The sequence below is a fragment of the Limnoraphis robusta BA-68 BA1 genome, from assembly GCF_034932365.1.
In the GTDB taxonomy this organism is placed as follows: Bacteria; Cyanobacteriota; Cyanobacteriia; order Cyanobacteriales; family Microcoleaceae; genus Capilliphycus; species Capilliphycus robustus.
On the sequence record NZ_JAYGHR010000087.1, the window covers coordinates 37,017 to 61,375 of the forward strand.

At 42.3% G+C, this 24,359-nt stretch carries 19 protein-coding genes and 1 riboswitch; of the genes, 15 read left to right on the plus strand and 4 right to left on the minus strand.

Annotated features, from left to right (window positions below; all coding sequences use genetic code 11):
• Position 1: 1 nt before the first annotated feature.
• Positions 2-99, minus strand: a riboswitch (TPP riboswitch).
• A gap of 175 nt (positions 100-274) precedes the next feature.
• Positions 275-1,744: a leucyl aminopeptidase gene (locus VB836_RS25535; protein WP_323223732.1), complete on the plus strand. Its 1,470-nt coding sequence runs from the start codon at positions 275-277 to the stop codon at positions 1,742-1,744.
• Between the two features lie 163 nt (positions 1,745-1,907).
• On the opposite strand, the gene VB836_RS25540 is transcribed toward VB836_RS25535, so the two are convergent.
• The 3 genes from VB836_RS25540 to VB836_RS25550 form a co-directional block, all read right to left on the minus strand.
• A complete protein-coding gene (locus VB836_RS25540; protein WP_235441070.1) occupies positions 1,908-2,165 on the minus strand; it encodes a hypothetical protein in 258 nt (85 codons plus the stop codon).
• Positions 2,162-2,413: a hypothetical protein gene (locus VB836_RS25545; protein WP_323223735.1), complete on the minus strand. Its 252-nt coding sequence runs from the start codon at positions 2,411-2,413 to the stop codon at positions 2,162-2,164. The genes VB836_RS25540 and VB836_RS25545 overlap by 4 nt, the downstream gene beginning before the upstream one ends.
• Before the next feature lie 71 nt (positions 2,414-2,484).
• Positions 2,485-4,062, minus strand: coding sequence for a GUN4 domain-containing protein (locus VB836_RS25550; RefSeq protein WP_323223737.1), 1,578 nt, complete (start codon positions 4,060-4,062; stop codon positions 2,485-2,487).
• A 127-nt stretch (positions 4,063-4,189) separates the two neighbouring features.
• Here VB836_RS25550 and VB836_RS25555 point away from each other — a divergent pair, with 127 nt between their 5' ends.
• From VB836_RS25555 to VB836_RS25620, 14 genes are all read left to right on the plus strand, one after another.
• Positions 4,190-4,432: a hypothetical protein gene (locus tag VB836_RS25555; protein ID WP_323223739.1), complete on the plus strand. Its 243-nt coding sequence runs from the start codon at positions 4,190-4,192 to the stop codon at positions 4,430-4,432.
• The gene (locus VB836_RS25560; protein ID WP_323223741.1) at positions 4,410-5,225 is read left to right on the plus strand and encodes a Uma2 family endonuclease; all 816 of its coding nucleotides are present in this window, start codon (positions 4,410-4,412) and stop codon (positions 5,223-5,225) included. Before VB836_RS25555 ends, VB836_RS25560 begins: the two co-directional genes overlap by 23 nt.
• Before the next feature lie 47 nt (positions 5,226-5,272).
• Positions 5,273-8,101: a two-partner secretion domain-containing protein gene (locus VB836_RS25565; RefSeq protein WP_323223744.1), complete on the plus strand. Its 2,829-nt coding sequence runs from the start codon at positions 5,273-5,275 to the stop codon at positions 8,099-8,101.
• Between the two features lie 69 nt (positions 8,102-8,170).
• A complete protein-coding gene (locus VB836_RS25570) occupies positions 8,171-9,889 on the plus strand; it encodes a bifunctional metallophosphatase/5'-nucleotidase (RefSeq protein WP_323223746.1) in 1,719 nt (572 codons plus the stop codon).
• 260 nt (positions 9,890-10,149) lie between these two features.
• Positions 10,150-10,380: a DUF7219 family protein gene (locus tag VB836_RS25575; RefSeq protein WP_049559966.1), complete on the plus strand. Its 231-nt coding sequence runs from the start codon at positions 10,150-10,152 to the stop codon at positions 10,378-10,380.
• Between the two features lie 1,041 nt (positions 10,381-11,421).
• The gene (locus tag VB836_RS25580) at positions 11,422-12,762 is read left to right on the plus strand and encodes an oligosaccharide flippase family protein (RefSeq protein ID WP_323223748.1); all 1,341 of its coding nucleotides are present in this window, start codon (positions 11,422-11,424) and stop codon (positions 12,760-12,762) included.
• Positions 12,763-12,883: 121 nt separating this feature from the next.
• Entirely contained in the window at positions 12,884-14,293 is a 1,410-nt protein-coding gene (locus tag VB836_RS25585; protein ID WP_323223750.1) for an O-antigen ligase domain-containing protein, read from the plus strand.
• 58 nt (positions 14,294-14,351) lie between these two features.
• The gene (locus VB836_RS25590) at positions 14,352-16,121 is read left to right on the plus strand and encodes a cellulose-binding protein (protein WP_323223752.1); all 1,770 of its coding nucleotides are present in this window, start codon (positions 14,352-14,354) and stop codon (positions 16,119-16,121) included.
• Between the two features lie 141 nt (positions 16,122-16,262).
• The gene (locus tag VB836_RS25595; protein WP_323223754.1) at positions 16,263-17,219 is read left to right on the plus strand and encodes a sulfotransferase family protein; all 957 of its coding nucleotides are present in this window, start codon (positions 16,263-16,265) and stop codon (positions 17,217-17,219) included.
• A 156-nt stretch (positions 17,220-17,375) separates the two neighbouring features.
• Complete coding sequence (locus VB836_RS25600; protein ID WP_323223756.1) at positions 17,376-18,338, plus strand: glycosyltransferase family 2 protein; 963 nt, start codon at positions 17,376-17,378, stop codon at positions 18,336-18,338.
• Positions 18,335-19,234, plus strand: coding sequence for a sulfotransferase family protein (locus VB836_RS25605; RefSeq protein ID WP_323223758.1), 900 nt, complete (start codon positions 18,335-18,337; stop codon positions 19,232-19,234). Before VB836_RS25600 ends, VB836_RS25605 begins: the two co-directional genes overlap by 4 nt.
• Before the next feature lie 62 nt (positions 19,235-19,296).
• Complete coding sequence (locus VB836_RS25610; protein WP_046282279.1) at positions 19,297-20,112, plus strand: sulfotransferase domain-containing protein; 816 nt, start codon at positions 19,297-19,299, stop codon at positions 20,110-20,112.
• Between the two features lie 58 nt (positions 20,113-20,170).
• Positions 20,171-21,001 (plus strand): sulfotransferase domain-containing protein, encoded by an 831-nt coding sequence (locus VB836_RS25615; protein WP_046282280.1) that lies wholly within the window; start codon positions 20,171-20,173, stop codon positions 20,999-21,001.
• 77 nt (positions 21,002-21,078) lie between these two features.
• Positions 21,079-22,218 (plus strand): glycosyltransferase family 4 protein, encoded by a 1,140-nt coding sequence (locus tag VB836_RS25620; RefSeq protein WP_323223762.1) that lies wholly within the window; start codon positions 21,079-21,081, stop codon positions 22,216-22,218.
• Positions 22,219-22,488: 270 nt separating this feature from the next.
• Here VB836_RS25620 and VB836_RS25625 read toward each other — a convergent pair.
• On the minus strand, positions 22,489-24,359 hold a 1,871-nt coding region (locus VB836_RS25625), incomplete at its 5' end, for an Ig-like domain-containing protein (RefSeq protein ID WP_323223764.1).

Consider the following 24,359-nt stretch of genomic DNA (forward strand, 5'->3'; position numbering starts at 1 on the left):
TTCCCTCTGGTGATAGCTTCCCTACGCCGGTACTAACCGGACTCAGGTTCCAAGGGTGTCGTCTCAGCCTGGACTTCGCAGGCACCCCTAGCTTATTAGGTGTTGATGGTATCACAAATCGGGGGAGTTTGCAGGGGAGCAAGCCGAACAAATGTAAAAAAGTATAGCGAGATGCAATCTGTATTAAAATCTACTGTAACAATTAACAGATTTGACGTCAATTGCGTCAAACTCTTTTAAGTTGAGACAGACTTTATTGGTTAAAGTAGAAAGCATGGAATTTCGAGTTACAGACACACCCCGCATTGATTGGACAGGAGATGCCCTGGCAATTGGTTTATTTGAACATGAAGTCGAGTTACCGGGTGAATTAGCCCAGTTAGATGAAAAACTCGCAGGCACCTTGAAAGAGTTGATAGAAGAAACAAAATTTGATGGTAAACCTAGCAGTAATGCTTCCACTCGGGTTGGCAGTAATAGCCCTATCCGCAAGGTGATTTTAATCGGTTTAGGTTCATCAGAAAAGTTGTCGTTAGATACCTTACGTTTGGCAGCAGCAACAGCCGCACGTCTCGCAAAAACGATTAAATGCAAAACCCTTGGTTTGAGTTTTCCCCTCTGTGAAACGCCCGATGCAACCACTCAAGCCTTAGTCGAAGGGGTTGAATTAGCCTTGTATCAAGATAACCGTTTTAAGTCGGAACCCGAAGAAAAAGGCCCGGCAATTGAACAGGTTGAATTATTAGGTTTAGCCGGAACCGAAGATGCCATTACTCGCGCTCAACATATCTGTTCAGGAGTGTTTTTAGCCCGTGAATTAGTGGCAGCCCCCGCGAATGAAGTTAACCCAATTACGATGGCAGAAATGGCGGAAGCCTTGGCATCTGAATATGGGTTTGAGATTGAAATTTTGGAAAAAGAAGATTGTGAAAAGTTAGGAATGGGTGCATTTTTAGGCGTTGCCCAAGCGTCTGATTTGCCGCCAAAATTCATTCATTTAACTTACAAACCCGAAGGAACTCCGAAGCGAAAATTAGCGATTATTGGCAAAGGATTAACCTTTGATTCGGGTGGACTCAACCTGAAAGTCGGGGCGAGTAGTATTGAAATGATGAAAACCGACATGGGCGGCGCCGCAGCAACGTTTGGGGCAGCCAAAGCGATTGGATTGTTAAAACCCGATGTGGAAGTGCATTTTATTAGTGCCGTCACAGAGAATATGATTAGCGGTCGGGCAATGCACCCTGGAGACTTTCTAAAAGCTTCCAATGGCAAAACAATAGAAGTGAATAATACCGATGCAGAAGGCCGTTTAACCTTGGCTGATGCGTTGGTTTTTGCTGATAAATTGGGTGTCGATGCAATGGTCGATTTAGCCACCTTAACCGGGGCTTGTGTGATTGCGTTAGGCAATGATATTGCAGGCTTATGGAGTCCCAATGATGACTTAGCCAGTCAGTTGGAAACCGCCTCCAAATCAACAGGCGAAAAACTCTGGCGAATGCCCATTGAGGAGAAATATTTTGAAGGGTTAAAAGCCGTTCATGCCGACATGAAAAATACCGGGCCAAGACCGGGCGGTTCCATTACAGCAACTCTGTTTTTAAAGCAGTTTGTTGAGAAAACAGCTTGGGCGCATTTAGACGTTGCTGGCCCCGTTTGGACAGACAAAGATAACGGGTATAGCAGCACAGGTGCGACGGGTTTTGGGGTGAGACTTTTGGTTAATTGGGTCTTACAATAACCTGTAAAATTGGGGGTGGGTTCTGCTCACCCTATTTTCACTATTTCTTTGGGTAAAGAGTTTATTATTAAAGAATTTTATGGTAGGCTTATAGATAGCGATTTAATGCGCCCTTTTCAAAAATAACCGTGTAATTTAGTTGTTGATTTGTCATAGGAAATGATTATAGAGTGTCTTCTGTGTTTTCCAATTCCTGTGAAATCAAATTCTGCAAGTCTTCATCACAGTGAGTTTGTAAATGAATCGTTGCTGTTAATAATTCTGCTAATATTTCTACTTTTTGTTTGGCACTCAGATTGGCTAATTGGAGTTGGTTGGTGAGTGCAAGCACATTTTGACATTCTTCGCCCAATTCAAGAATGAGTTGACTTAAGGTAGAGTTATCTATGGCAATTTTGTTAGTTTCTCTCAGTTGCATCATTTCCTCCCTAATCGTTTCAAGGCTTGTTCAATTCCTTTTTGAAAAGCACGGATTTCTTTTTCCCAATGTTTGATTAAACCCCTATCTGGATTCTCTTTTAACAATTCTAGCCGGATTTTTTCCTGATGTTCTGCAATTCTCTTTTCTAAAGATTGAATGGCTTTGCGATGGTTTTGTTTGCCCATGAGCAATAAAGATATTCCCAAAATTGGTAGTAGCAGATAACGACAACGATAACCTCCTTTCATTATTCATAATTCAGCATTCATCATTCACGAATGATTCTTTAAAAAATCTTGTATCCCTTATATGTTACAGTCTACAAGTCTGGATGCGAGAGAAGAGTTACCCTCCTCAACCACAAACAAAACCTCCAAAAAACCCCAATATTTACTCTATACTGATCAAAAAAACTCGGGAGGTGGGCTTGGGGAGCTAATGTGCTATCCCATACCAGGTCCCTCAATCCTCTTATCCATTCTCCGTCTTTTCGCCATTCCACTTGGTCACTCAACTTGATAAACGCTTTTAGTGCAGCATCACGATCTTCTCCATAGTCTAGCTTACCACCCACATCGATCCAAATTTGTTTCTGCACGCTAAAACCGAATTTTCCGTTGCTGTATTTGACCCAAAGCCGATCAATCACTCGCAAGTCAGCACAGGGGAAATTTTTGAGTCCCTCAGTTGAGAATCCACCCATAACCCGATTCATAACATTAAAAGTTTCTCTGTCGGCTTTTTGCCATTGCCCGGTTTGTAGATAGTATGCCAGCTTGAAATAGAAAGGCTGTTTACTGATGGCATAGTCGCGATCTGTCTCATCAAGGATTTCTAGGGGTTGATTGCTAACAGTTAAGAGTGCTTTCTTTGCCTCAGATCCAACAAACCCTTCCTGACAAAAATCCCACGCCAACAATAATTTTTCTAAATTTGGTTCTTGCAAAATGGCATTCACCAACTCACTCGCATCATTCTGCGCCGCATATAGCCGCATGGTTTCCGCCCACCAGGAGAGCTTTTTCGGGTCATGCAACGCCTCTAGAAAAATGTGTTCCTGCTTCGTTTCTTTGACTTCTACCGCAGCCAAATATTGCTGAAAACTCAGGTGGGCAAATACATAATCCCCCTCTCGTTCTTTGGCAATTAGCGCATCCACCGCCTGCAACTGCTTCAAAAACTCCAACGGTTCGGGTGGATTAGGTAATTTCCCTAAATGCTCCCCAAACAAGGTTTCAACTTCCTCTAGTTGGAACTGGCGGGTTTGTCGCCCCATCAACTCCAACGCCAAGGGCTGCAAAACCGAGAACTTCTCCCGAATGGTGAGCGGACTTTGTATCCCCTTCGCTTCCTGACGTTTACCCAAGATCACCTCACAAATGCTCTGATAAAGTTCCACCCGTTTCAGGGGAATGCTTTGGTTTTGTTGGTGTACCCTGGCAATTAGCGTTAACAGCAGGGGGTTCGATGCCAAAACCTGTAACGCCTGGTGTTGATTAATTTGCTTGAGTAAATCCTGAGCATTGCGAGAAGCGGCTTCTTTTGTGGCTAAGTCATCCTCACCCATTCGCCGAGTCCGTTCTACCTCTTGATACCAGTTGTTCACAAACTGTTCAATTTGTTCTGAACTTAGGGGTTCGACTTCCAACACCTGCACCGCTTGTTTCAGTTGCGCCTCCTCGTAGCCCAGTTTTTCCGCTTCCTGTTCCGCCTCCGCCATGAAACTTTTACTGTAAGATCCCCACAGCAATGTCGCCCCGGTTAAGAACGCAGAGGCGATCGCAGCCCCAAATTTTTGACTGCTCGCGAGAAAAAACGTTAATCCACTGGTGCCAACGAGGGGAGACCACTGGACGAGAGTTTGTTGCCATTTCGGAATCGATTTCGGCTTTGCCATTGTTCCAGACTCAACACCGATTTTATATACAAATTAGTTTAGCAGGTCTTATTTACCAAATTACGACTGGCGTAGAACTGTTAACTGTCAATACGGAATGCGGGTTGCTACATAAGGATTAAACCTGATGTTGATGTTTGAATTTATTAAATTAAAAAACTGGATAAATTATTGCGCTCTCAACCAAATTTTACTCTCGGCTGTGGCGACGCTGAAAAATATGAATGAGTCAATTCAAAAGACAATAGAATACTTGAAGTTTTATGAGGAAATCACAAAGACAAATGTCAGGCGATCGCAAAAATGCTATAGTGCATTAAACAGCAACAATCGGAGAAATTGTACCAATGACAATTATTCATCCGAATGAACTCGGTATTACTTCACTTCCAGACCATACCCAATTGCCGGAGTCTGATGGTACATTTGTGAAAAATTTCCAAGAACATCCCCAGAGTATTCTATTAACCGATTCTATCCGATCTACTCTAGATCAACTCCATCCTGACGGACGATACGCTATTGGTCAAGACTGTGGCATTTATTGGCGACTAACAGAACCGCCAGAACGAGGAGCCGAAGCACCCGACTGGTTTTATGTTCCCAATGTCAAGCCGTTAGTTAATGGAGAAGTGCGACGTTCTTATGTATTGTGGCACGAATATGTTGCCCCTTTAATTGTATTAGAATTCGTTTCGGGGAACGGTTCAGAAGAACGGGATAAAACCCCACCCGCATCTTTAGTTAATGGGGATGGAAAAGCGGGTAAATTTTGGGTCTATGAACAAGCAATCCGAGTGCCTTTTTATGGCATTTACGAAGTCAAAAAAGCCTCTATAGAAATGTATCATTTAGTAGAAAACCATTATGAACAGTTAGAACCCAACGAACGCAATCATTATCCTATCCCTCAAATGGGTGTAGAATTAGGAATATGGCAAGGACGTTATGCTAACATGGAATTGCCCTGGTTGCGCTGGTGGGATAGTGAAGGGAATTTGTTATTAACCGGAGAAGAACGAGCGGAAGTTGAACGACAACGCGCTGAAAATGAACGACAACGCGCTGAAACCGAACGACAACGCGCTGAAACCGAACGACAACGGGCAGACCGACTAGCTGAAAAATTGCGAGAAATGGGAATTAATCCCGATGAATTATAGCCGCAGAGAATCTTAAATGAGTAAAGGTTTGGGGGATAATTTAACCGATGGGAAACTTATTGCTAAAATCTCTAACAATTCTGCCCATTTTGGGCATATTTTCATCCGTAGCAACGGCGCAAGTTATCCCAGACAAAACCTTACCGAATAATACCATTGTTACCCCAGAAGGTAATATTTTTAGAGTCGAGGGCGGAACTCAAGCAGGCGGAAATTTATTTCATAGTTTCCAAGAATTTTCTATCCAAACTGGAAGCGGTATTTTTTTCAACAATGCCGTTAATATTCAAAATATTATCAGTCGAGTCACAGGCGGCAACTTCTCTTTAATAGACGGTTTAATTCAAGCTAACGGAACCGCCAATTTATTTTTACTCAATCCTAACGGGATAATCTTCGGCCCGAACGCACAACTGAATATCGGCGGTTCATTTGTTAGCAGTACCGCCAATAATTTAATCTTTAACGATGGGACTGTATTCAGTGCAGTTGATTCCCAAAACCCCCCTTTACTGAGCGTAAATGTTCCGCTTGGTTTACAATTGGGAAGCAATCCCGGTCTGATTACAAACCGTTCCCAAGCGATTGGAATAGGTTTAGATTTCAATCCCGCCCCCACAGGTTTACAAGTTCAACCCGGACAAAACATTACTTTAGTTGCTGGAAATTTACACTTAGATGGCGGAAATCTAACCGCTTTTGGAGGTCAAATTGAACTGGGAACCGTTCGTAATGGCGTTTGGCAATTAGGAAGCGGTACCTCGCCCACAGCCGCAAATTCAGGACGCATTTTACTATCTAATAATAGCCAAGTCACAACAAGCGGTTTAAGTGGCGGCGCAATCAACCTACAAACTGGAAATATTACGATTACTGGAGGTTCAGGACTCGCCGCTAATACCTTGGGAAATTTTGACGGGAACGGAATTAATATTCAAGCCTCCGAAGTGAATCTTCAAAATAAAGCCTTCTTGTCCGCTTCCACATTTTTAGGCACAGGTGCAGCAGGCGGAATTACCATTAATGCAGACAAAGTAACAATAACCGGAACCGTTCCCTTTCAACTCGTTTCTCAACTGTTAGCCTTGGGCGACCCGGAACAAGCCGACTCTGTACAATTTGACCCCTTAAAACCCCCAGATGGGTTGTATAGCCTCAGTGGTGGCGCAGGTGATGCCGGAAATATTACGATTAATGCTAATCAGTTAATTGTCCGAAATGGTGCCGGAATTTTGACCACCGCTTTAGGGACAGGTGATGGCGGAAATATTACCCTCAACGTTCAGTCAGCCGAACTCAGTAACGGTTCTCTACTCGTTACAGGAACCACTAACGCAGGGAACGCAGGTCATTTAGAGATAAACGCCAACCAACTGCGAGTGATTACAGGAACTTCACTCAGTACCACGCCCAATAGTTCCACAGAAAAAGGTCAAGGCGGAAACGCTACGATTAACGCAGATTTTATCGAACTCAGTGGCACACCCGCAGGCGCTCAAGTACCCGCCGGAATTTTTACCGCAACACTGGGGTTAGGTGATGCAGGAGATTTAACGATTAATGCTCAGAAATTAATCGTCGCAGACGGCGCCCAAGTTTCGAGTTCAGCATCCGGCGCCGGAGAAGGGGGAAATCTGAGCGTCAATGCGACAGATATTGAATTAACTGGCATTTCTGCCGATGGTCGGTTTATCACAGGTTTATTAACCTCTTCGTCGCTGTTAACCGTACAAGGCTCCCAAGGAACGGCATCTGCTGGCGATTTAACCGTTAATACCCGTCGGTTAGTGGTGCGAGACGGTAGTCAAATTTCTGCGGCCACAGGAGGCGAAGGAGCCGCCGGAAATTTAACGATAAACGCTTCTGAGTCTATTGATGTGATTGGGATAACCACCAATGCTGACCCTAGTGTAGAAGCGGTTTCCTTTGGAGTCGTTGGCGATGGGATTATTCCCAGTGCGATTGAATCAAATACCAGTGGAGAAGGAACTGCGGGGAATTTAAACATCAACACCCATCGTTTAACCATACGGGATGGGGCGGAAGTCGGTGTGCGGGGAACTCGTCAAGGTTCGGCGGGAAACTTAAATATTACCGCTCAGGCGATTATTTTAGAGAATCAAGGGGCGATTAGTGGGGCGACGGTTTCAGGAAGCCAGGGAAACGTTACCTTGCAAACTCAGACGTTAGAATTGCGGGGAGAAAGTCGAATTACAACCAATTCTGGAACGGCTGATGGCGGAAACATTACAATTAATGCTCAGACGTTGGTGGCTATCGACAATAGCGATATTACGGCGAATGCTCAACAAGGACGAGGAGGCGGGGTGAGGATTAATGCTCAAGGGGTATTTGGGACTGAGTTTCGTCAAATCCCAACGCCGAAAAGTGATATTACCGCAACCAGTGAGTTAGGGGCAGAATTTAGCGGCATCGTTGAGATTAATCGCCCGGAAACTGATGCGAATTCAGCCTTAGCAGAGTTACCGACAACGATTATTGATCCTAGCACGTTGGTTGTCGCAGGTTGTGCCAGTTTTGCAGAAAGTGAGTTTATTATTACAGGGCGAGGCGGTTTACCTCCGAGTCCCAGTGATTCTCTCAGTAGTGATGGAGTAATTGTCAATTGGATTGATGCAGTCATTCGTCCCGATTTGAACCCAAAATCCTCTAGGGAAAATCGCCAACAACCCCCCGAAAATCAAACTCCTCACCCTACTCCTCTGATTGAAGCACAAGGTTGGATTGTTCGTCCTAATGGCAGTGTTGAACTGGTGGCGGTTCCTCCTGATGTTACACCCCATCGTTCGGGGTTGCAACCTGTTCGATGTCAGGGTTTCTTGAAATCCCCTCTATCAAACCCGGAAGAGGGATAGAATTTGCAGCAATTGTTGTCTATGATAAAGCAGTTTGATTAATCTAGATGTTAACCTCATATTGCAGTGATGCGTCAGTCCTTACTGTTTTTTCTGTTGTTTTGCTTGATTGTGATTGTGTTGGGTTCAATCTTGAATATTACTGCTGAGGCTAAAATCATCACGATTCTACAAACGAGTGATCTTCACGGCTATCTCATGCCTTGGGATTATTATACAAATAAACCGGCGGAGTTGGGATTAGCTAAAGTTGCCACTTTGATTGAACAGGAACGAGCCAAAAATCCCAATTTAGTTTTAATTGATGATGGGGATACGATTCAAGGATCACCCCTGGCTTATTATTATAATAAAATAGAGACTCAATCTCCTCATCCCATCGCAACAGCATTTAACACTCTCGGTTTTGATGCGGTTAGTCTAGGAAATCACGATTTTGATTTCGGAATGGAGACGTTATCCCGTTGGGTTGAGCAATTAGAAGCGCCAGTTGTCTGTGCGAATCTTCGTCGGATTGATGGGATTTCTGTTTTTAAACCTTATCTTATCAAAGAAGTTGGAGGGGTGAAAATCGGAATTTTGGGGTTGACAACTCCTTCGGTTAAAAACTGGCTCCCTCCCGAAAATTTTGGCGGATTTTCGTTTATTGATCCGATTAAAACGGCGCAGGAGTATGTCCCGCAAATGCGACAACAAGGCGCAGATATTCTGATTGTTGCTCAACATACAGGTTGGACGAAAACCCCTAAAGATTATCGTTCAAATCCTGCGTCTTGGTTAACTTCGGTTGACACTTGGAAAAATACAGGCGCAACGGTTAATGAAAATGTCACCATAGAATTAGCTCAAAAAGTAGAAGGAATTGATATTATTCTAGCAGGTCATTCTCATTTTAATGTGCCGAAAGCCGTTATCAATAATGTATTAATTGCTGAACCTTCTTATTGGGGAAAGGCTCTCAGTAAATATACGATTAAACTGTCGCGTCAGGGTAAAAAATGGCAGATCATTGATCACGATGCTACAAATTTATCCGTTCAAAAGATTCAGCCTTTACCTCGTTTTGTTCGGCTTTTACAGCCTGAACATCAGAAAGTTGTAAGTTATCTCAATCAACCCATTGGAAAATCAGAAGCTGAGTTTGTTGGGGGGATGGCTGCTCGTTTTAAGGGGAGTGCTTTAGCTCATCTTATTAATACGGTGCAGATGGAAGCGGCTCGTTCTATGGGGTATCCGGTTGATATGTCTTTGACTTCTATTTTTACCAATCAGGGTAAAATTCCATCTGGAGAAATCACCCGACGGGATGCTTACAGTATTTATGTTTATGATAATCGTTTATTTATTCTAGAAATTCATGGAAATATTTTACGTCGAGCCTTAGAAAAAAATGCCGCTTATTTTAAGCAGATTAACGGTAATTTACCCGATGCTCCTCAAGCCATTATTTCTGAAAATATGCAAGATTACCACTGGGATATTTATCAGGGAATAGACTATACTATTGATATTACTAAACCTGTCGGTCAACGAGTCACGAGACTTCTGCTTCAGGGAAAAGAGATTCAACCCGAAAAAGTTCTGCGTGTGGCTATTAATAGCTACCGGGCGCTAGGTGGTGGAGAATTTTCAATGTTTACAGAAGGGAAAGTTCTGGATAAATCTAAACAAGAGGTTCGAGAGTTGATTGCTGAATATTTGATCAATAAAGAGACGATTCACCCTCAAGACTATGAAGATGATAATCTTAAGATAGAGCCGGATATATACAATTACTACTTGAGATAGATGAATCAAGAAAGTCTAAACAACTATCTTGGTTTGTTAGTTTCCGAACTAAATCAATCAAGTTTTACAGAGGTTATACATCAGACGAATCCAGATTTAAGAGTTTACATATTGCCAAAATAATAAAATGTCTATACAATAGAAGTTAGGGGAAGAAGAGCCAGCTATTGGACTCTCGTCTCCCCCACTTTAAAAAGCTTAATCTTTAGGCTTTTTAAAAGTTTAGCTTGAATAGAAGATCAGCTTCAGGAGGAGTTTCGATGGAACTGAATGATTTTTTGTATCCGGGTTACAAATACAGAGGGAAAGCCACAATAGAAAATATCGCCTTTGATGCTAAACTGCAACAATTCGCTCAAAGGATTAATATTATTGCGGGCTTACATACAGGCGGTAAATTATCTTCTCAAGAATCTTACGATCGCATCAAATCTTCTTGGAAAGAGGTTGAAGTGGCTCGCCAAGAATTGGGAATTAATAAAAGTCGCTGAGATTTTCAACCCATCAAGCAGTCAGATTAAGCCACTCGAGAGCGGACAACCGCTCTTGTTGAGTGTTTAAGGGTGTTGTTGAGCGGAGCGTATCCTTGGCGTTGAGGGATGGCTTAGAGAAAGCCAAATTGACATACTCCCCATTTCTAAAGAAAGGGGATTCTCCAAGCCTCACGGCTTTGGATTACTGATTCATTGACAACCCTTACAGCAAGCTGGTTTCCTAACCTACTCCAGAGGGGTGAGTCTCCCCAGTCGTTCATCCCATTTCAGAGATAGTTTCGGTATGCCCTACCGTACTTGAGAAAAAATGCTTTATTCTCTGTACTTGGTGCTTTAAGGTTTTATCTTGCCAAAGCATTTCTTGCAAGAACCCCATACCTTAAGTTTTCAAGGTTCATTGCATCCATTAGATGCTGGGTTTTTAGACTGGTTGAATACCCTGCCAGTAGAGTTATTATAGCATTTTTCCTGGCCTTATATCCCCATACCTAAAAGGTAGGGGCGTGTGCGGCAATTTTTGGTAAAGAAACAGTTGACGGAGAACCCACTCACAGAGTAGGCTGATAGGTATTCCAGTTCAATCCGAAAACCGAACGCCAGGTTAAGTTTCAGGGTAGGCATTGTCACAGCTTAGGAAAAGATTCCACATTAACAATGATCACCGGATGCACCCAGAAAATGCGGTTGATTTTGTAAAGGGTGTTTATTTTAATGTAAAAATTTTGTAAAGATAGGCCATTACAGTAGTTTCCCGGAGAAAGGGTAGACTAGACTGGGGAAGGCAAACCTCAAAACCTCCGTGTTTTCAACGAGGATTGCGACACTGAGGAAGCGATCACTCGTCCCAAGTACACTAACTGGTTGAAGAAAGTAGACCCCATGCAAATCAAACCATCAACGCAATCTAGATGTCAATTTCAGTCATCGTTTTCAGGCTTTAGAGATGACAATTGTGTTTAACGTCGTGACAACAAGCAATATTGAGTTCAGAATTGATATAAGCTCTGTAGATTTGATGCCCTCTCTAACCAACTTGTTATGTCCTCAGTAAAAAAGCAGGCTGTTAAAGGCACAATCTGGACATTGGTGGGCTATGGTGGCGCTCAGGGACTCCGTTTAGTTAGTAACCTGATTCTCACTCGCATACTGGTTCCAGAATTGTTTGGTCTGATGGCACTGGTGCATACATTCATCATGGGTGTAGCCTTGTTTTCAGACATTGGGATTCGTCCTAGTATTATCCGCAGTCCTCGTTGGAACGATCCCGTTTTTCTCAACACCGCCTGGACACTACAAATCCTCAGATCCTGTTGGATTTGGATCGGATGTTTGATTCTTGCTTGGCCGGTATCTCAGTTCTACAACGATTCCCGGTTGCTTTGGTTGCTTCCTGTTGCCGCTTTAACCATCCTCATTAATGGATTTGCTTCGACCTCCTTAGCCACTCTCAGCCGCAAACTCGAGATTGGTAAAATCACAATCGTGGAGTTCGGAACTCAAATTATTTCCCTAGCGGTGACAATTATTTGGGCTTCTATAACCCCCACAGTTTGGGCTTTGGTCGGAGGAAATATTGTTTCTAGTATCATCAAAACAGTCTGGAGTCATCGTTTAGACCCAGAAAGTTCAAATTGGTTTGCTTGGGAGAAAGAGACACTCAAAGAAATTCTATCTTTCGGGAGATGGGTTTTTGTCTCAACGATGATGACCTTTTTAGCTTCCCAAGCTGACCGATTAATTTTAGGAAGGCTGTTTACGCTTCAGTTACTGGGGGTTTATACCGTTGCTTTTACCTTTGCCGATTTGCCTAGACAAATCGTTCACCGTATTAGCCAGCAGATCATGTTTCCGGTTATTTCCAAATATGCTGATTTAGATCGACCGAGTTTACGAGCTAAAATTTTACAAAAGCGTAAGCTTCTGTTAATGGGGTTAGCCGTTATGGTTACAGTTCTTGCAAGTTTCGGAGATATTATCATTGAAATTCTCTACGATGAACGATATCAAGAAGCCGGCTGGATGCTGCCGATTCTAGCCGTTGGACTGTGGCCTTTACTCTTGTCTGCAACCATCGATCGCGCACTCTATGCGATTGGAAATCCTAAATCTGTAGCCTTCGGTCATTCTCTCAAATTTTTGTACATGATCACAGTCCTTCCGGCTGGATATAAGCTATTTGGGATTGTCGGTGCAATCACAGTCATTGCCTTCAATGACTTACCCAGCTATTGTGCTGTGAATTATGGGTTATGGCAAGAGAAATTGAGTTGTTTTCGACAAGATATGCTAGCGACTCTACTGATGTTAGGGTTGCTGTTTGTCGTTTGTTTAGGTCGGTATTCTTTGGGTTTTGGGTTGCCTATTGATGGCGTGTTGTGACCCCCATGATCATTTTTGTTGGATCGATTTTATTGGAGTTGGATCGTTCTTGAAGCCAAAACTAAAATATAAGCCAAAACTAAAATAAAGTCATCTAAAGTCCAATTATATTCAGTAGCGAATGACTCCTCAAGCTCAACTTGCACTCCTGATCTGGTTGCCAATAGTCCTGGCTTTGTTTAAGTTTCTGCCAGCTCGCAAAGCCGTCGTCTTTAGCTTTATCATTTCCTGGTTATTTTTACCTCAAAGAGTTGCATTTATCTTCCCCGGTATTCCTGACTATAACAGGACATCTGCAACTTGCTACAGTATCTTACTTGCTACTTTTATTTTCGATTCAAAACGCTTGAATTCCTTCAAATTTGGCTGGCTCGATATCCCCATGTTGGTTTGGTGTATCTGTCCTTTAATTTCATCCATGACTAATAATTTAGGACTCTACGATGGGATATCCGCACTTTTGGATCGAGTCATGCAGTATGGAATTCCCTATTTTCTCGGTCGAATTTACCTCAATGACCTATTAGGTCTTCGCCAACTGGCGATGGGAATTTTTGTCAGTGGGTTGATTTATGCCCCTCTGTGTCTGATTGAGAGCGTGATCAGTCCTCAGTTGCACCGTTTGGTTTACGGTTATCATGGGATTCACGAATTTGGTCAATCCGTTCGTTTGGGAGGCTACCGACCCAATGTTTTCATGATACACGGTTTAAGTGTTGGGGTGTGGATGATGGCTGCTTTGCTCGTCGCGATTTGGCTGTGGCAATCAGGAATCATCAAAAGCTTTTGGAATGTTCCGATGAACTTGCTCGTCGCTGGACTGTTTGTGACTCATCTTTTGGTGCGCTCGACCGGAGCCTATCTCTATACCTTCTACGGCATTATTATTCTACTGACTGCGAAGTTTTTGAGAATTTCACTTCCTTTAATGATATTAATATCGGCTTTATCATTTTACCTTTATCTAGGATCAACAGGAAACTTTACTGGAGAGAAAGCGGATCAAATTATTTCTGTGGCTACAGATATTGCAGGTGAAGAACGCGCTCAGTCCCTAGCATTTAGATTTGACAATGAAGAATTACTGGTGGAAAAAGGTCTAGAACGAATAGTTTTTGGATGGGGTGGCTGGGGAAGAAATCGTGTATTTGAATATGGCCGACTCGGAGATCTAGAAGATATTTCAGTAACAGATAGTTTATGGATTATTGCCTATGGCGTTAATGGAGTCGTCGGTTTGAGTGCTGTTTTTGGCTCTATATTTCTACCCGCTTTGGCTTTTGCATTCCGTTACCCTGCTAGCACTTGGTTAACGCCGAAGGTGGGTCCTGCTGCTGTGATTGTCGTTATTACTGTTTTATATGCACTCGATTGCTGCTTAAATAATCAGTTTAATCCGGTTTTTACTTTAGCCAGTGGAGGTATAGCCGGGTTGTGTTTGAAAGAACCCGAACCAACCCGACCCTTAAAATCCGTGAAACGCACCCCAAAACTTCCTGCGGTTCGCTCTGGGAGTTTAAACTTAAGATAATGGTTCAAGTCATTGAGTCAAAAAGATATCAACATCAAAAAGCTTTCTTATTTTTAGTATGAAAACCTCACCGTTCAAACTCAAAAATTCTTTAATATTTTTTAGTGTTGGAATTGTTTTGTTTTCGACTTTACTGCCCAAACTTTATGCTCAGGCAAACGCCTGGTTATTTCCCCCTGTTCCTCAAATGACTTTGAGTCAAAACTCCAACTCAAATCCCTCAAATGATCGTTCTTCTCTCGGAATCAATTTAAGTGGAATTGCAGCATGGTCATCACAACTGCCGTTTTTAGATTACTTTAAATCTTCTCAAGCCTGGATTACTCAGTGTACTAAAACTGATCCCGGTTGTCAAGGAGAATGGGATACTAAAGAAGAAGATATTTTAGACTTGGATGAAAACGGCTGGGTCAAGTCCTTACCCGCTCCAGAAGACTCTCCTAAATATACTCGTGTCAGTTCATTATTATTGCGAGGAATACCCAAACATTTTGCTTCGGGTCAATATATTGTTTTCTATGAAGGAGAGGGAACAATAGAATATAGTTTGTCAGCGAAAAAAGATCAACAAGCGTCAGCACCCGGTCGAGATATCATCAATGTAGACTCCTCTCAATCGGGTGGAGTTTTAATCACAATTACCGCAACCGATCCCAACAAAACGGGGAAGTATATCCGAAATATTAGAGTGATTTATGCTGAAGATGAAAGTTTATATCGCAGTGGAGAACTTTTTAATTCAGCCTTTCTCGAAAAAATTAATAAATTTCGCTCCTTGCGTTTTATGGATTGGATGGGAACGAATCATTCCCAACAACAAGACTGGCAAGATCGACCCACACCTGAGATTGCTTCTTACAATATGAAAGGTGTTGCTCTGGAAACTATGGTCAGTTTATCGAATAAAATTAAAGCTGATCCTTGGTTTAATATGCCTCATCGGGCGACCGACGAATATATGAGGAACTTTGCTCAATCTGTTAAGCAGAGTCTCGACCCCAATCTCAATGTTTATGTCGAGTTTTCTAATGAGGTTTGGAACTGGCAATTTAAACAAACCCATTATGCTTTGGAAGAAGGTCAAAAGCGTTGGGGAAAAGACAAGAAAGATGCTTTTCGACAATGGTATGGAATGCGAACCGCTCAGATGTGTGATATTTGGAAAGATGTTTTTGCTGATCAAAAAGATCGGGTGACTTGTGTGATCGCGACTCAAGTCGGCTGGAAAGGATCAGAAAAGGGGATTTTAGAATGTCCTTATTGGGTTGCTGAAGGGAATAAAGCTTGTTATCAACATGGGATCGGAGCTTATGCGATCGCGGGATACTTTGGCGCTTCTTTGGGTCATCCTGATAATGTTAACAAAGTTGAGTCTTGGCTGAAAGATAATGACGGAGGCTTTCAAAAAGCAATTCAACAGTTGAAAACCGGAAATTTATTGGAGGCTGGAAGAGAGGATAGTTTACCTCAAGTCAAAGAACTGTTTTCCTATCATGCTCAGGTGGCTCAAGAAAAAGGGCTGAAGTTAATGGCTTATGAAGGTGGACAGCATATTGTTGGCCGCAAAGATGCAGTTAATAATGAACAGTTGACGAACTTTTTTATCGAACTCAATCGCCATCCCCAGATGTATGAACTCTACACCCAGTTGTTCAAAGACTGGAAAGAAGTCGGGGGAACAATGTTTATGCACTTTGTTGACGTGGCAAAACCTACGAAATGGGGAAGTTGGGGGGCATTAGAATATGTAGACCAATCCGAGTCCCCAAAATATAATGCTTTAATGGACTTTATGGCTCAAAACTCTTGTTGGTGGGAGGGATGCTAAGTTGGGGAAAATTTAATAAAATTAAAGAAACAATGATAAACTGAACAAAGGGTGTTTAGGATTGAATAAATCGTGTTTAATTACACTATTTTTTGAGTGGTTGGTCTCCTTAAAACTTCCCATTCCAGAGGCAATAGATTAATGCAGGACAATTCTCATTGGATTTCTGAACCGACCTTTCTTGTGGGCGCTGAACGCTCAGGTACAACTGTTTTGAGATTGATGTTAGGGCATCATCCCAAAATAGCTTGGTGTAATGAATTTGAATATGCTACAGATTTATTGTCTGATCAGGGGCAATTCCCAGATTTAAATCGGTATTATGACTGGCTAGAGACTCATCGAGTCTTTCGAGCCACAGGTTTTGAAATTGACCGTAGCCTGAGTTATCCTGAACTGATTAATAGTTTTCTCGTTCAGAAGCGGGATATAGAGGCTAAGAAAATAGTAGGTGCTACAGTTCACCGTCACTTTGATCGAGTGTTGAAGATGTGGCCTGATGCTCGTTTCATTCACATTATTCGAGATCCTAGAGATGTCGCTCGTTCCTGTCTGGGTATGGGTTGGGCTGGTAATGTGTGGTTTGGCGTAGAACGTTGGCGTGAAGCTGAACAGTTATGGAATCACATCAAACAAATGGTTCCTGAAAGTAGACGATGTGAACTTAGTTATGAAGAATTAATTGCCGAACCCGTTTTAACTTTGACAAGGGTTTGTGAATTTCTCGGGGTTCCTTATGATCAGGAAATGTTCGATTATACTAAGAATAGTAAATACGAGTTTCCCGACCCGAAATACATTGCCCAATGGAAACGTAAAATGTCTGAACGGGATGTGCAGTTAGTTGAGAAAAAAATCGGCAATTTATTAGTCGAACGGGGCTATGAACCGAGTGGATTTCCGACCATTGAAGTCACTCCAATCCTGGAGAAAAGACTGAAAATACAAAATTGGTGGGGAAGACTACAAGGCCGAGTGGAACGCTTGGGATGGCCTTTAGTTATCGAAGACTTCGTTGCCCGAAAGTTTGGCTCCAAGCAGTGGCAAAAGAAAGTTCAACTCCAAATCAATGGGGTTTATCAAAGCCGACTCAAGTAGGGAATACCATTCTCGAGAGCCCAACGGTTCTGTGATTTTCCTTCTACATTTGACTGAAATGGTGAGGAATGAGTCTAGAGAACCCTAGCCCGACCTAAAAGTTCAGACCCTTTTCTGAAACGCTGAAGCTTGTAAATGTTGTAATTCATAAAGCTAATGCACCTGGCAATTATTATTCTCAATTACCGTACACCGAAGCTGGTCATTGATTGTTTAGCTTCTCTAGAATCGGAAGTTCAAATTGATCGAGACACCGTAATTGTCGTTGATAATGCTTCTGGTGATCAGTCCGTAGAAATCATTGAAGCTGCGATCGCCGAAAACAATTGGAGTGACTGGGCGGCAGTGTTGCCCTCTCCGAACAATGGAGGTTTTTCAGCAGGAAACAACTGGGGAATGAAGTCCGTAAAAGCTGATGCTTATCTGCTTCTAAATAGTGATACAATTGTCAGGAAGGGTGCAATTGATTCACTGTTAAAGGCAATGCAAGCTGATCCAGAAGCAGGGTTAATTAGTCCTCGTCTGGAATGGCCTGATGCCAAACCTCAAATCAGTTGTTTTCGTTATCATTCTCCTTGGAGTGAACTCATTGCATCGGCTGGAACTGCACCCGTCACCAAATTTTTGCAAAAATATGATGTTCCGATTCCTGTCTCTAACGTTCCCTTTGAACCTCAGTGGACAAGTTTTGCTTGTGTATTAATTCGACAGGAAGTCATAGAGCAAGTGGGTTTAATGGATGAAGGATATTTCATGTATTACGATGACGTAGACTATTGTCGTCGAGCCAGAAATGCAGGCTGGAAAATTCTTCACTGGCCCGAAGCTAGAGTTGTTCATCTGCGAGGCGGAAGTGGTTCTGTCAAAACCGATCTAGCCGCTCGCAAACGACCGAGACCTTACTTGTATGCGTCACGATCGCGATATTTTGCTAAGTTCTACGGAGTTCTGGGTTTGGGTCTGGCTAACTTTTGCTGGTTAGTCGGTCGGAGTATTTCCCTGGTTCGCGAATTAGTGAAACAGAAACTCCCTCATACCTGCGAGTACCAAGCTCAAGATATTTGGATGAATTGGCAAAATCCAATGAAACCCCCTTTGCTACCAGAAAAACAACAATGAGTAAATATCCAGACTTGATCATCATTGGTGCGATGAAATGTGCGACTAGCACCTTGCATAAGCAACTGGCTTTGCAACCGGGTATCTTTATGAGTGAGCCAAAAGAACCCTATTTTTTCAGTAATGATGAAGTATATGCCAAGGGAATCGAATGGTATCTTTCTCTGTTTAAAAATGCCTCGGAAAATGACCTTTGCGGCGAGTCCAGTACCCACTATACCAAGTTACCGACCTATCCTCAAACCATTAAACGTCTATACCAGCATTGTCCGAATGCCAAGTTTATTTATGTGATGCGTCATCCGATTGATCGGTTGATTTCGCACTACATCCATGAATGGACAATGCGAGTGATTTCGGTGGATATTAACTCAGCCGTTGATCAACATCAAGAACTGATTGATTATAGCCGCTATACAATGCAACTAGAGCCATACTTTGACACCTTTGGCTCAGATCGCGTCCTTCCCATTTTCTTTGAAAGGATGTTGAAATATCCTCAAGAAGAACTCGTTCGAGTCTGTGAGTTTATCGGTTATTCAGGTCAACCACAATGGGATTTTGAACTCGATGCAAAGAATGTTTCGACGCAACGATTACGTGAAAGTGCTTTGCGTGACTTTTTAACAGAAACACCCGGCTTACGAGAAGCGCGACGGTGGTTTGTTCCTAAAGGCGTTCGGGATTGGGTGAAAGAGTTCTGGACGATGAAGCAAAAACCCAAGTTAGCACCCGAACAAATCGAGAAACTGGAGGCTATCTTTGATCAAGACTTAGCAATCCTCGGATCTTGGTTAGGATTAGAAGTGAATTGCAAAAACTTTAAAACAGTTGTCCGAGAAACCGAAATAAATTGGGAATCAGTCCCCAATAAATCCCTGTCAAAATCCGTTTAACTACCGAGATATTTTTCAGGTTTCAAACGGCTCCGTTATCATTCAAAAACGAGGAAAATAAAATGATTAAAGATTTGATCAAAAATGTAGCTTATCCAATGCTTAAATCTCGCCCAGATTTTTTGGTCATTGGAGCGCAAAAAGCCGGAACGACCTCACTGTATAACTATTTGATCCAGCATCCTAAAGTGGTTGGAAATGAATCTTGGAAAGAGATTCGCTATTTTGACTTACATGAAAATTACAATAAAGGGTTAGGTTGGTATCTGGGTAATTTTCCCTCGAAACGAGAAAAGGGAGACAGACTAACCTTTGATGCTTCACCAAGCTACCTCTATTTTGATTACATTCCCGGATTAATTAAGAAGGACTTAGGCAACATGAAAATGATTGCCATCCTCAGAAATCCTGTAGATCGAGCCTATTCTGCATGGCAAATGTATCATAGCTTTGCGGATAATCCTCACGATCATCTCCGCAACATTGCCGATGAAAGAACGTTTAAACAAGCAATAGACGACGAGCTAAATAGTCTCTCAGCGAAATATCCCTTCGATTATATTAATCGAGGAAAGTATGCTTACCAACTCAAGAACTACTACAAGCAGTTTGACAAAGAGAACTTGCTGGTCTTAAACTTCAATCAGTTTAAAGAAGACGTAGAAACTTTACTGAATAGTACCTGCGACTTTCTGAGTATAGAACGTTTCTCGCCTGAAAAACTGCAAGAATTCAAGCAGACAAAATACAACGCTGGCAAGTATAAAGTCGAGAAAAGTGAGTCTGATCTTCAGGTAATTCAGCAGTTGAAAGAGTATTTTGTTCCGTACAATGAGGAACTTTATACTTTGTTAGGACAGCGCTACACCTGGTCATAAAATCCAGTGGCATAAGGCTTAATTTCAAAGCTTGTTATACAGTTGAGAAGATATTATCATGGTCAAACAACTTGTTAAGGAGGTGATCTATTCTACTTACCCGATCTGGAAGTCAAAACCTGATTTTCTGATTATCGGGGCTCAAAGATCGGGAGTCACTTCACTGTATCGTTACCTGGCTCAACATCCTCAAGCTTTGATTACATGGACATGGAGAGAAACCTACTATTTCGATGTCCATGAAAACTATAACAAAGGTATTGGTTGGTATCTCAAACATTTTCCTTCTAAACTTCGCAAGGGAAATAAATTAACCTTTGAAGCCGCACCAAGCTATCTCTATCATCAATATATTCCTCAACGAATTCAACAGGATTTAGGAAATATTAAGATGATTGCCATCCTCAGAAATCCAGCAGATCGAGCTTATTCAGCATGGCAAATGTTTCAGAACTATTCTAACAATCCTGATCCGTATTTAAGAGGAATTGCTGATGATAGAACCTTTGCTGAGGCGATCGCACAGGAGTTAGAGCTGTTAAAATCAGATTCGACTCCGCCTAAATATCCTTATGACTATATTGATAAAGGGAAGTATGCAAATCATCTAAAAAACTATTATCAATATTGTGATCCCCAGAATATTTGGGTTGTCAACTTTGAACAATTTCGTGATCATTTGACTGTGGTTTTAGATAAAGTTTGTGATTTTTTAGAGATTGAACCCTTTTCTTCAGAGCAAATTAAACAGTTCCAAAATCAAAAATATGCAACGGCTAACTATGTTAAAAATATAGGTGATGAGGATGTACTAGAAAAACTAAAAACTTATTTTATTCCCGAAAACAAAAAACTGTATGAGCTTTTAAATGTTCGTTTTGATTGGTAATCATCACCAATCATTTGGTTGGTATATTGTTCAAGATCAAAGTTACTCAAATCTGAATTTTATCGGAGAGGAAATTTATGATGCGTCAAGTTAACATTGGTTACTATTCTGCGAAAAACTATTTAGATAAAAATACATTTTCGGGAACACTTTATCATATGCACAGAGCCTTGAGTCATCAGAATATCAATCTGATTAACTTAGGGAATCCCAGTCAACCTTCGATGTGGAAAAAGCCTTTAAAACTGGTTAAGAAAGCGAGTTCTTTGTTGAACAAAAAAGATCCCGATCCGAATTTACTCTATGAGCAATTTTATCAGTCTGTTCAAAAAACTCTCAGCAAAACGCCCTGTGATTTAATTTTTGCTCCAGTTTCTTCCAAAGAATTAGGCTTTTTAGAGACTGATTTACCGATCATCTATCTATCAGATGCTACCCCTAAACTGATTAAACAAACGTATAAAATCTACTCGAGTGAAGAAGAATTCTTACAAGCTTCTCAACAAGAAGTCGTCGCTTTTAAAAAAGCCACTAAAGTTATTTACTCTTCAGAATGGGCTGCTCATTCTGCGATCAATGATTATGAAGTCGATCCGAACAAAATTGAAATTGTACCTTTCGGAGCCAATGTAGACACAATTCCCGAGGCGAGTGAAATTCTGAAAAAATGTCAAGTCTCAAAATGTCATCTATTATTTATCGGTAAAGACTGGGAAAGAAAGGGAGGAAACATTGCTTATCAAACTCTCCTTTCTCTACTGGATCTGGGAGTAGATGCAGAACTTCTGATGATCGGCTGTGTTCCGCCCTCAGAATTTCAACATGAAAAACTTAAAGTCATTCCTTTTTTAAACAAAAATATTCCCGAAGAACAAGAACAGTTCAGTCAATTATTGCTCAATTCTCACTTTCTCGTTTTTCCAACTCGTGCAGATTGTTCACCGATTGTAATTTGTGAAGCCAATGCTTATGGTATTCCCGTAATAACAACAGATGCAGGTGGAATTCCAACAATTCTTAAAGAAGGTAAAAACGGTTATATGCTACCTTTATCAGCAGGGGGTGACGAATATGCTAAATTAATCGCTACTCACTTTTCAAATAAAGAGACATATGAACAGCTTGTGCGATCTTCTCGAGAAGAATATGATGATCGCCTAAACTGGAATAAATGGGCTGAATCTACATACAAAATTATGATTAATATGCTTCAGTAAACTCGGTTACAACCCCTCTGAAACCTCAAGAATTCAAGCGTTAAGTGTTTTGAAGCTCGAACAAAGATAGCACCTTCTTGACAACTTTATTAAAAATAACCATAGGGAGCAATTGCTCCCTATCTCATTTTCTGTTGTCAAAACCCGAATAAGTTGCGATCGCCTGCTTCTCTCTTTTTTAATGCTAATCAACTTAAACCCAAAGCTAGCAAAGTTTTCAACTGTCCAGTCACTTCGTAAGCTTTGGGATTAAGTGGCTTTAAACTCTACTTAAAAACTGGCAAAATCATCCACAGTAATTAAGCTAGTGTTGACATTTTCAAGCGTTGCTAACAGTTGATCTCCGAATTGAATGAGAGTTGAACCATTATCGTCGATCAGAGTAAGCTGCTCAAACGTTAAGCCTCCATCAAGGATAATAATATCTTGTTGATCGGTGAAGTCGGTGATGATATAAGAACTGTATTCAGCAGCGAGAACAAAGCGATCGTTTCCTTCTCCCCCTGTGAGAGTATCCTTACCCTCAGCGCCGATGAGTAAATCATCTCCTTCCCCTCCAATTAGGAGATCATCACCTTCACCCCCATCAAGGGTATCATCTCCCGAACCTCCAGATAAGAAGTCCGTACCTTCATTACCATCGAGCAAGTCATTCCCCAAGTCGCCGTAGAGGCTATCATTCCCAAGATTCCCGGAAATCGTATCGTTTTCTTGACCCCCATAAATCAGGTCGTCACTATCGTTTCCTTCGATCAGGTCATTGCCAATATTACCAAAAATAGTATCATTACCGTTTCCTCCTAAGAGGGTATCATTGCCTTGACCACCATAAACCTCATCGTTCCCTTCACCGCCATCAACGAAGTCATCACCTTGGTTTCCATTTAACCAGTCATCTCCGTTTCCACCCAAGAGAGTATCGTTATCTTGACCACCAAAAATGGTATTGTTACCATTACCGCCATCAATAAAGTCATTGCCGAGGTTGCCATTTAACCAGTCGTCGCCATCGGAAGCAAAAATAACATCGTTACCTTTTCCGGCGTAAACGGTATCGTTACCACTACCCCCATCAACGGTATCATTCCCTGCGTTGGAACTGATCCAGTCGTTACCATCACCACCGTTAACAATATCATCACCTGCGAAGGCATAAATTTGGTTATCAGTCTCATCCCCAATGAGAATATCTGCATTCGGTGTCCCTTCAGTATTGGAATTACTAGAAGTAGCATTAGCCGCAGTGTTAAGCGGTGTTATGGGGTGAGTTATGACCCGAATAAAGTTGCTTAAGTCATATAAACTCACTTCAGTAACTGGGGTGGGAGTTGTGGGAGTTTCAGTGGGTTTAGGAATGGGAACAGGTTCAGGTTCAGGAACAGGTTCAGGTTCAGGAACAGGTTCCGGTGTGGGTGAGGGAACAGGTTCCGGTGTTGGTTCCGGTGTCGGTTCAGGAACAGGTTCCGGTGTGGGTGAGGGAACAGGTTCCGGTGTTGGTTCCGGTGTGGGTGAGGGAACAGGTTCAGGTTCAGGAACAGGTTCCGGTGTGGGTGAGGGAACAGGTTCAGGTTCAGGAACAGGTTCCGGTGTGGGTGAGGGAACAGGTTCCGGTGTTGGTTCCGGTGTCGGTGAGGGAACAGGTTCGGGTGTGGGTGAGGGAACAGGTTCCGGTGTTGGTTCCGGTGTGGGTGAGGGAACAGGTTCGGGTGTGGGTGAGGGAACAGGTTCGGGTGTGGGTGAGGGAACAGGTTCCGGTGTCGGTTCTCCTACAGGAACAGGTTCGGGTTCCGGTTCGGGTTCCGGTTCGGGTTCAGGAACAGGTTCGGGTTCCGGTTCAGGAACAGGTTCGGGTTCGGGTTCAGGAACAGGTTCGGGTTCGGGTTCGGGTTCAGGAACAGGTTCGGGTTCCGGTTGCGGTTCAGGTTCAGGTTGCGGTTCAGGTTCAGGTTGCGGTTCAGGTTGCGGTTCAGGTTGCGGTGTGGGTGAGGGAACAGGAGGTGTTTCTACATTAATGGTAACGCTAGCAACATTAGAACTATCTTCCCCATCGTTGGCGCTATAACTGAAGCTGTCGTTTCCGCTAAATCCGGCATTGGGGCTGTAAGTGAATGAACCATCCTCATTCAATTCTACGGTGCCAT

What these genes read in the sequence shown, in the direction of transcription:
- VB836_RS25545 (WP_323223735.1), bottom strand. Translation starts at nt 2,413, where the DNA reads ATGAAAGGAGGTTATCGTTGTCGTTATCTGCTACTACCAATTTTGGGA.
- VB836_RS25550 (WP_323223737.1), bottom strand. Translation starts at nt 4,062, where the DNA reads ATGGCAAAGCCGAAATCGATTCCGAAATGGCAACAAACTCTCGTCCAG.
- VB836_RS25555 (WP_323223739.1), top strand. Translation starts at nt 4,190, where the DNA reads ATGTTGATGTTTGAATTTATTAAATTAAAAAACTGGATAAATTATTGC.
- VB836_RS25535 (WP_323223732.1), top strand. Translation starts at nt 275, where the DNA reads ATGGAATTTCGAGTTACAGACACACCCCGCATTGATTGGACAGGAGAT.
- VB836_RS25610 (WP_046282279.1), top strand. Translation starts at nt 19,297, where the DNA reads ATGATTAAAGATTTGATCAAAAATGTAGCTTATCCAATGCTTAAATCT.
- VB836_RS25585 (WP_323223750.1), top strand. Translation starts at nt 12,884, where the DNA reads ATGACTCCTCAAGCTCAACTTGCACTCCTGATCTGGTTGCCAATAGTC.
- VB836_RS25600 (WP_323223756.1), top strand. Translation starts at nt 17,376, where the DNA reads ATGCACCTGGCAATTATTATTCTCAATTACCGTACACCGAAGCTGGTC.
- VB836_RS25570 (WP_323223746.1), top strand. Translation starts at nt 8,171, where the DNA reads ATGCGTCAGTCCTTACTGTTTTTTCTGTTGTTTTGCTTGATTGTGATT.
- VB836_RS25565 (WP_323223744.1), top strand. Translation starts at nt 5,273, where the DNA reads ATGGGAAACTTATTGCTAAAATCTCTAACAATTCTGCCCATTTTGGGC.
- VB836_RS25595 (WP_323223754.1), top strand. Translation starts at nt 16,263, where the DNA reads ATGCAGGACAATTCTCATTGGATTTCTGAACCGACCTTTCTTGTGGGC.
- VB836_RS25560 (WP_323223741.1), top strand. Translation starts at nt 4,410, where the DNA reads ATGACAATTATTCATCCGAATGAACTCGGTATTACTTCACTTCCAGAC.
- VB836_RS25575 (WP_049559966.1), top strand. Translation starts at nt 10,150, where the DNA reads ATGGAACTGAATGATTTTTTGTATCCGGGTTACAAATACAGAGGGAAA.
- VB836_RS25580 (WP_323223748.1), top strand. Translation starts at nt 11,422, where the DNA reads ATGTCCTCAGTAAAAAAGCAGGCTGTTAAAGGCACAATCTGGACATTG.
- VB836_RS25620 (WP_323223762.1), top strand. Translation starts at nt 21,079, where the DNA reads ATGATGCGTCAAGTTAACATTGGTTACTATTCTGCGAAAAACTATTTA.
- VB836_RS25615 (WP_046282280.1), top strand. Translation starts at nt 20,171, where the DNA reads ATGGTCAAACAACTTGTTAAGGAGGTGATCTATTCTACTTACCCGATC.
- VB836_RS25590 (WP_323223752.1), top strand. Translation starts at nt 14,352, where the DNA reads ATGAAAACCTCACCGTTCAAACTCAAAAATTCTTTAATATTTTTTAGT.
- VB836_RS25540 (WP_235441070.1), bottom strand. Translation starts at nt 2,165, where the DNA reads ATGATGCAACTGAGAGAAACTAACAAAATTGCCATAGATAACTCTACC.
- VB836_RS25605 (WP_323223758.1), top strand. Translation starts at nt 18,335, where the DNA reads ATGAGTAAATATCCAGACTTGATCATCATTGGTGCGATGAAATGTGCG.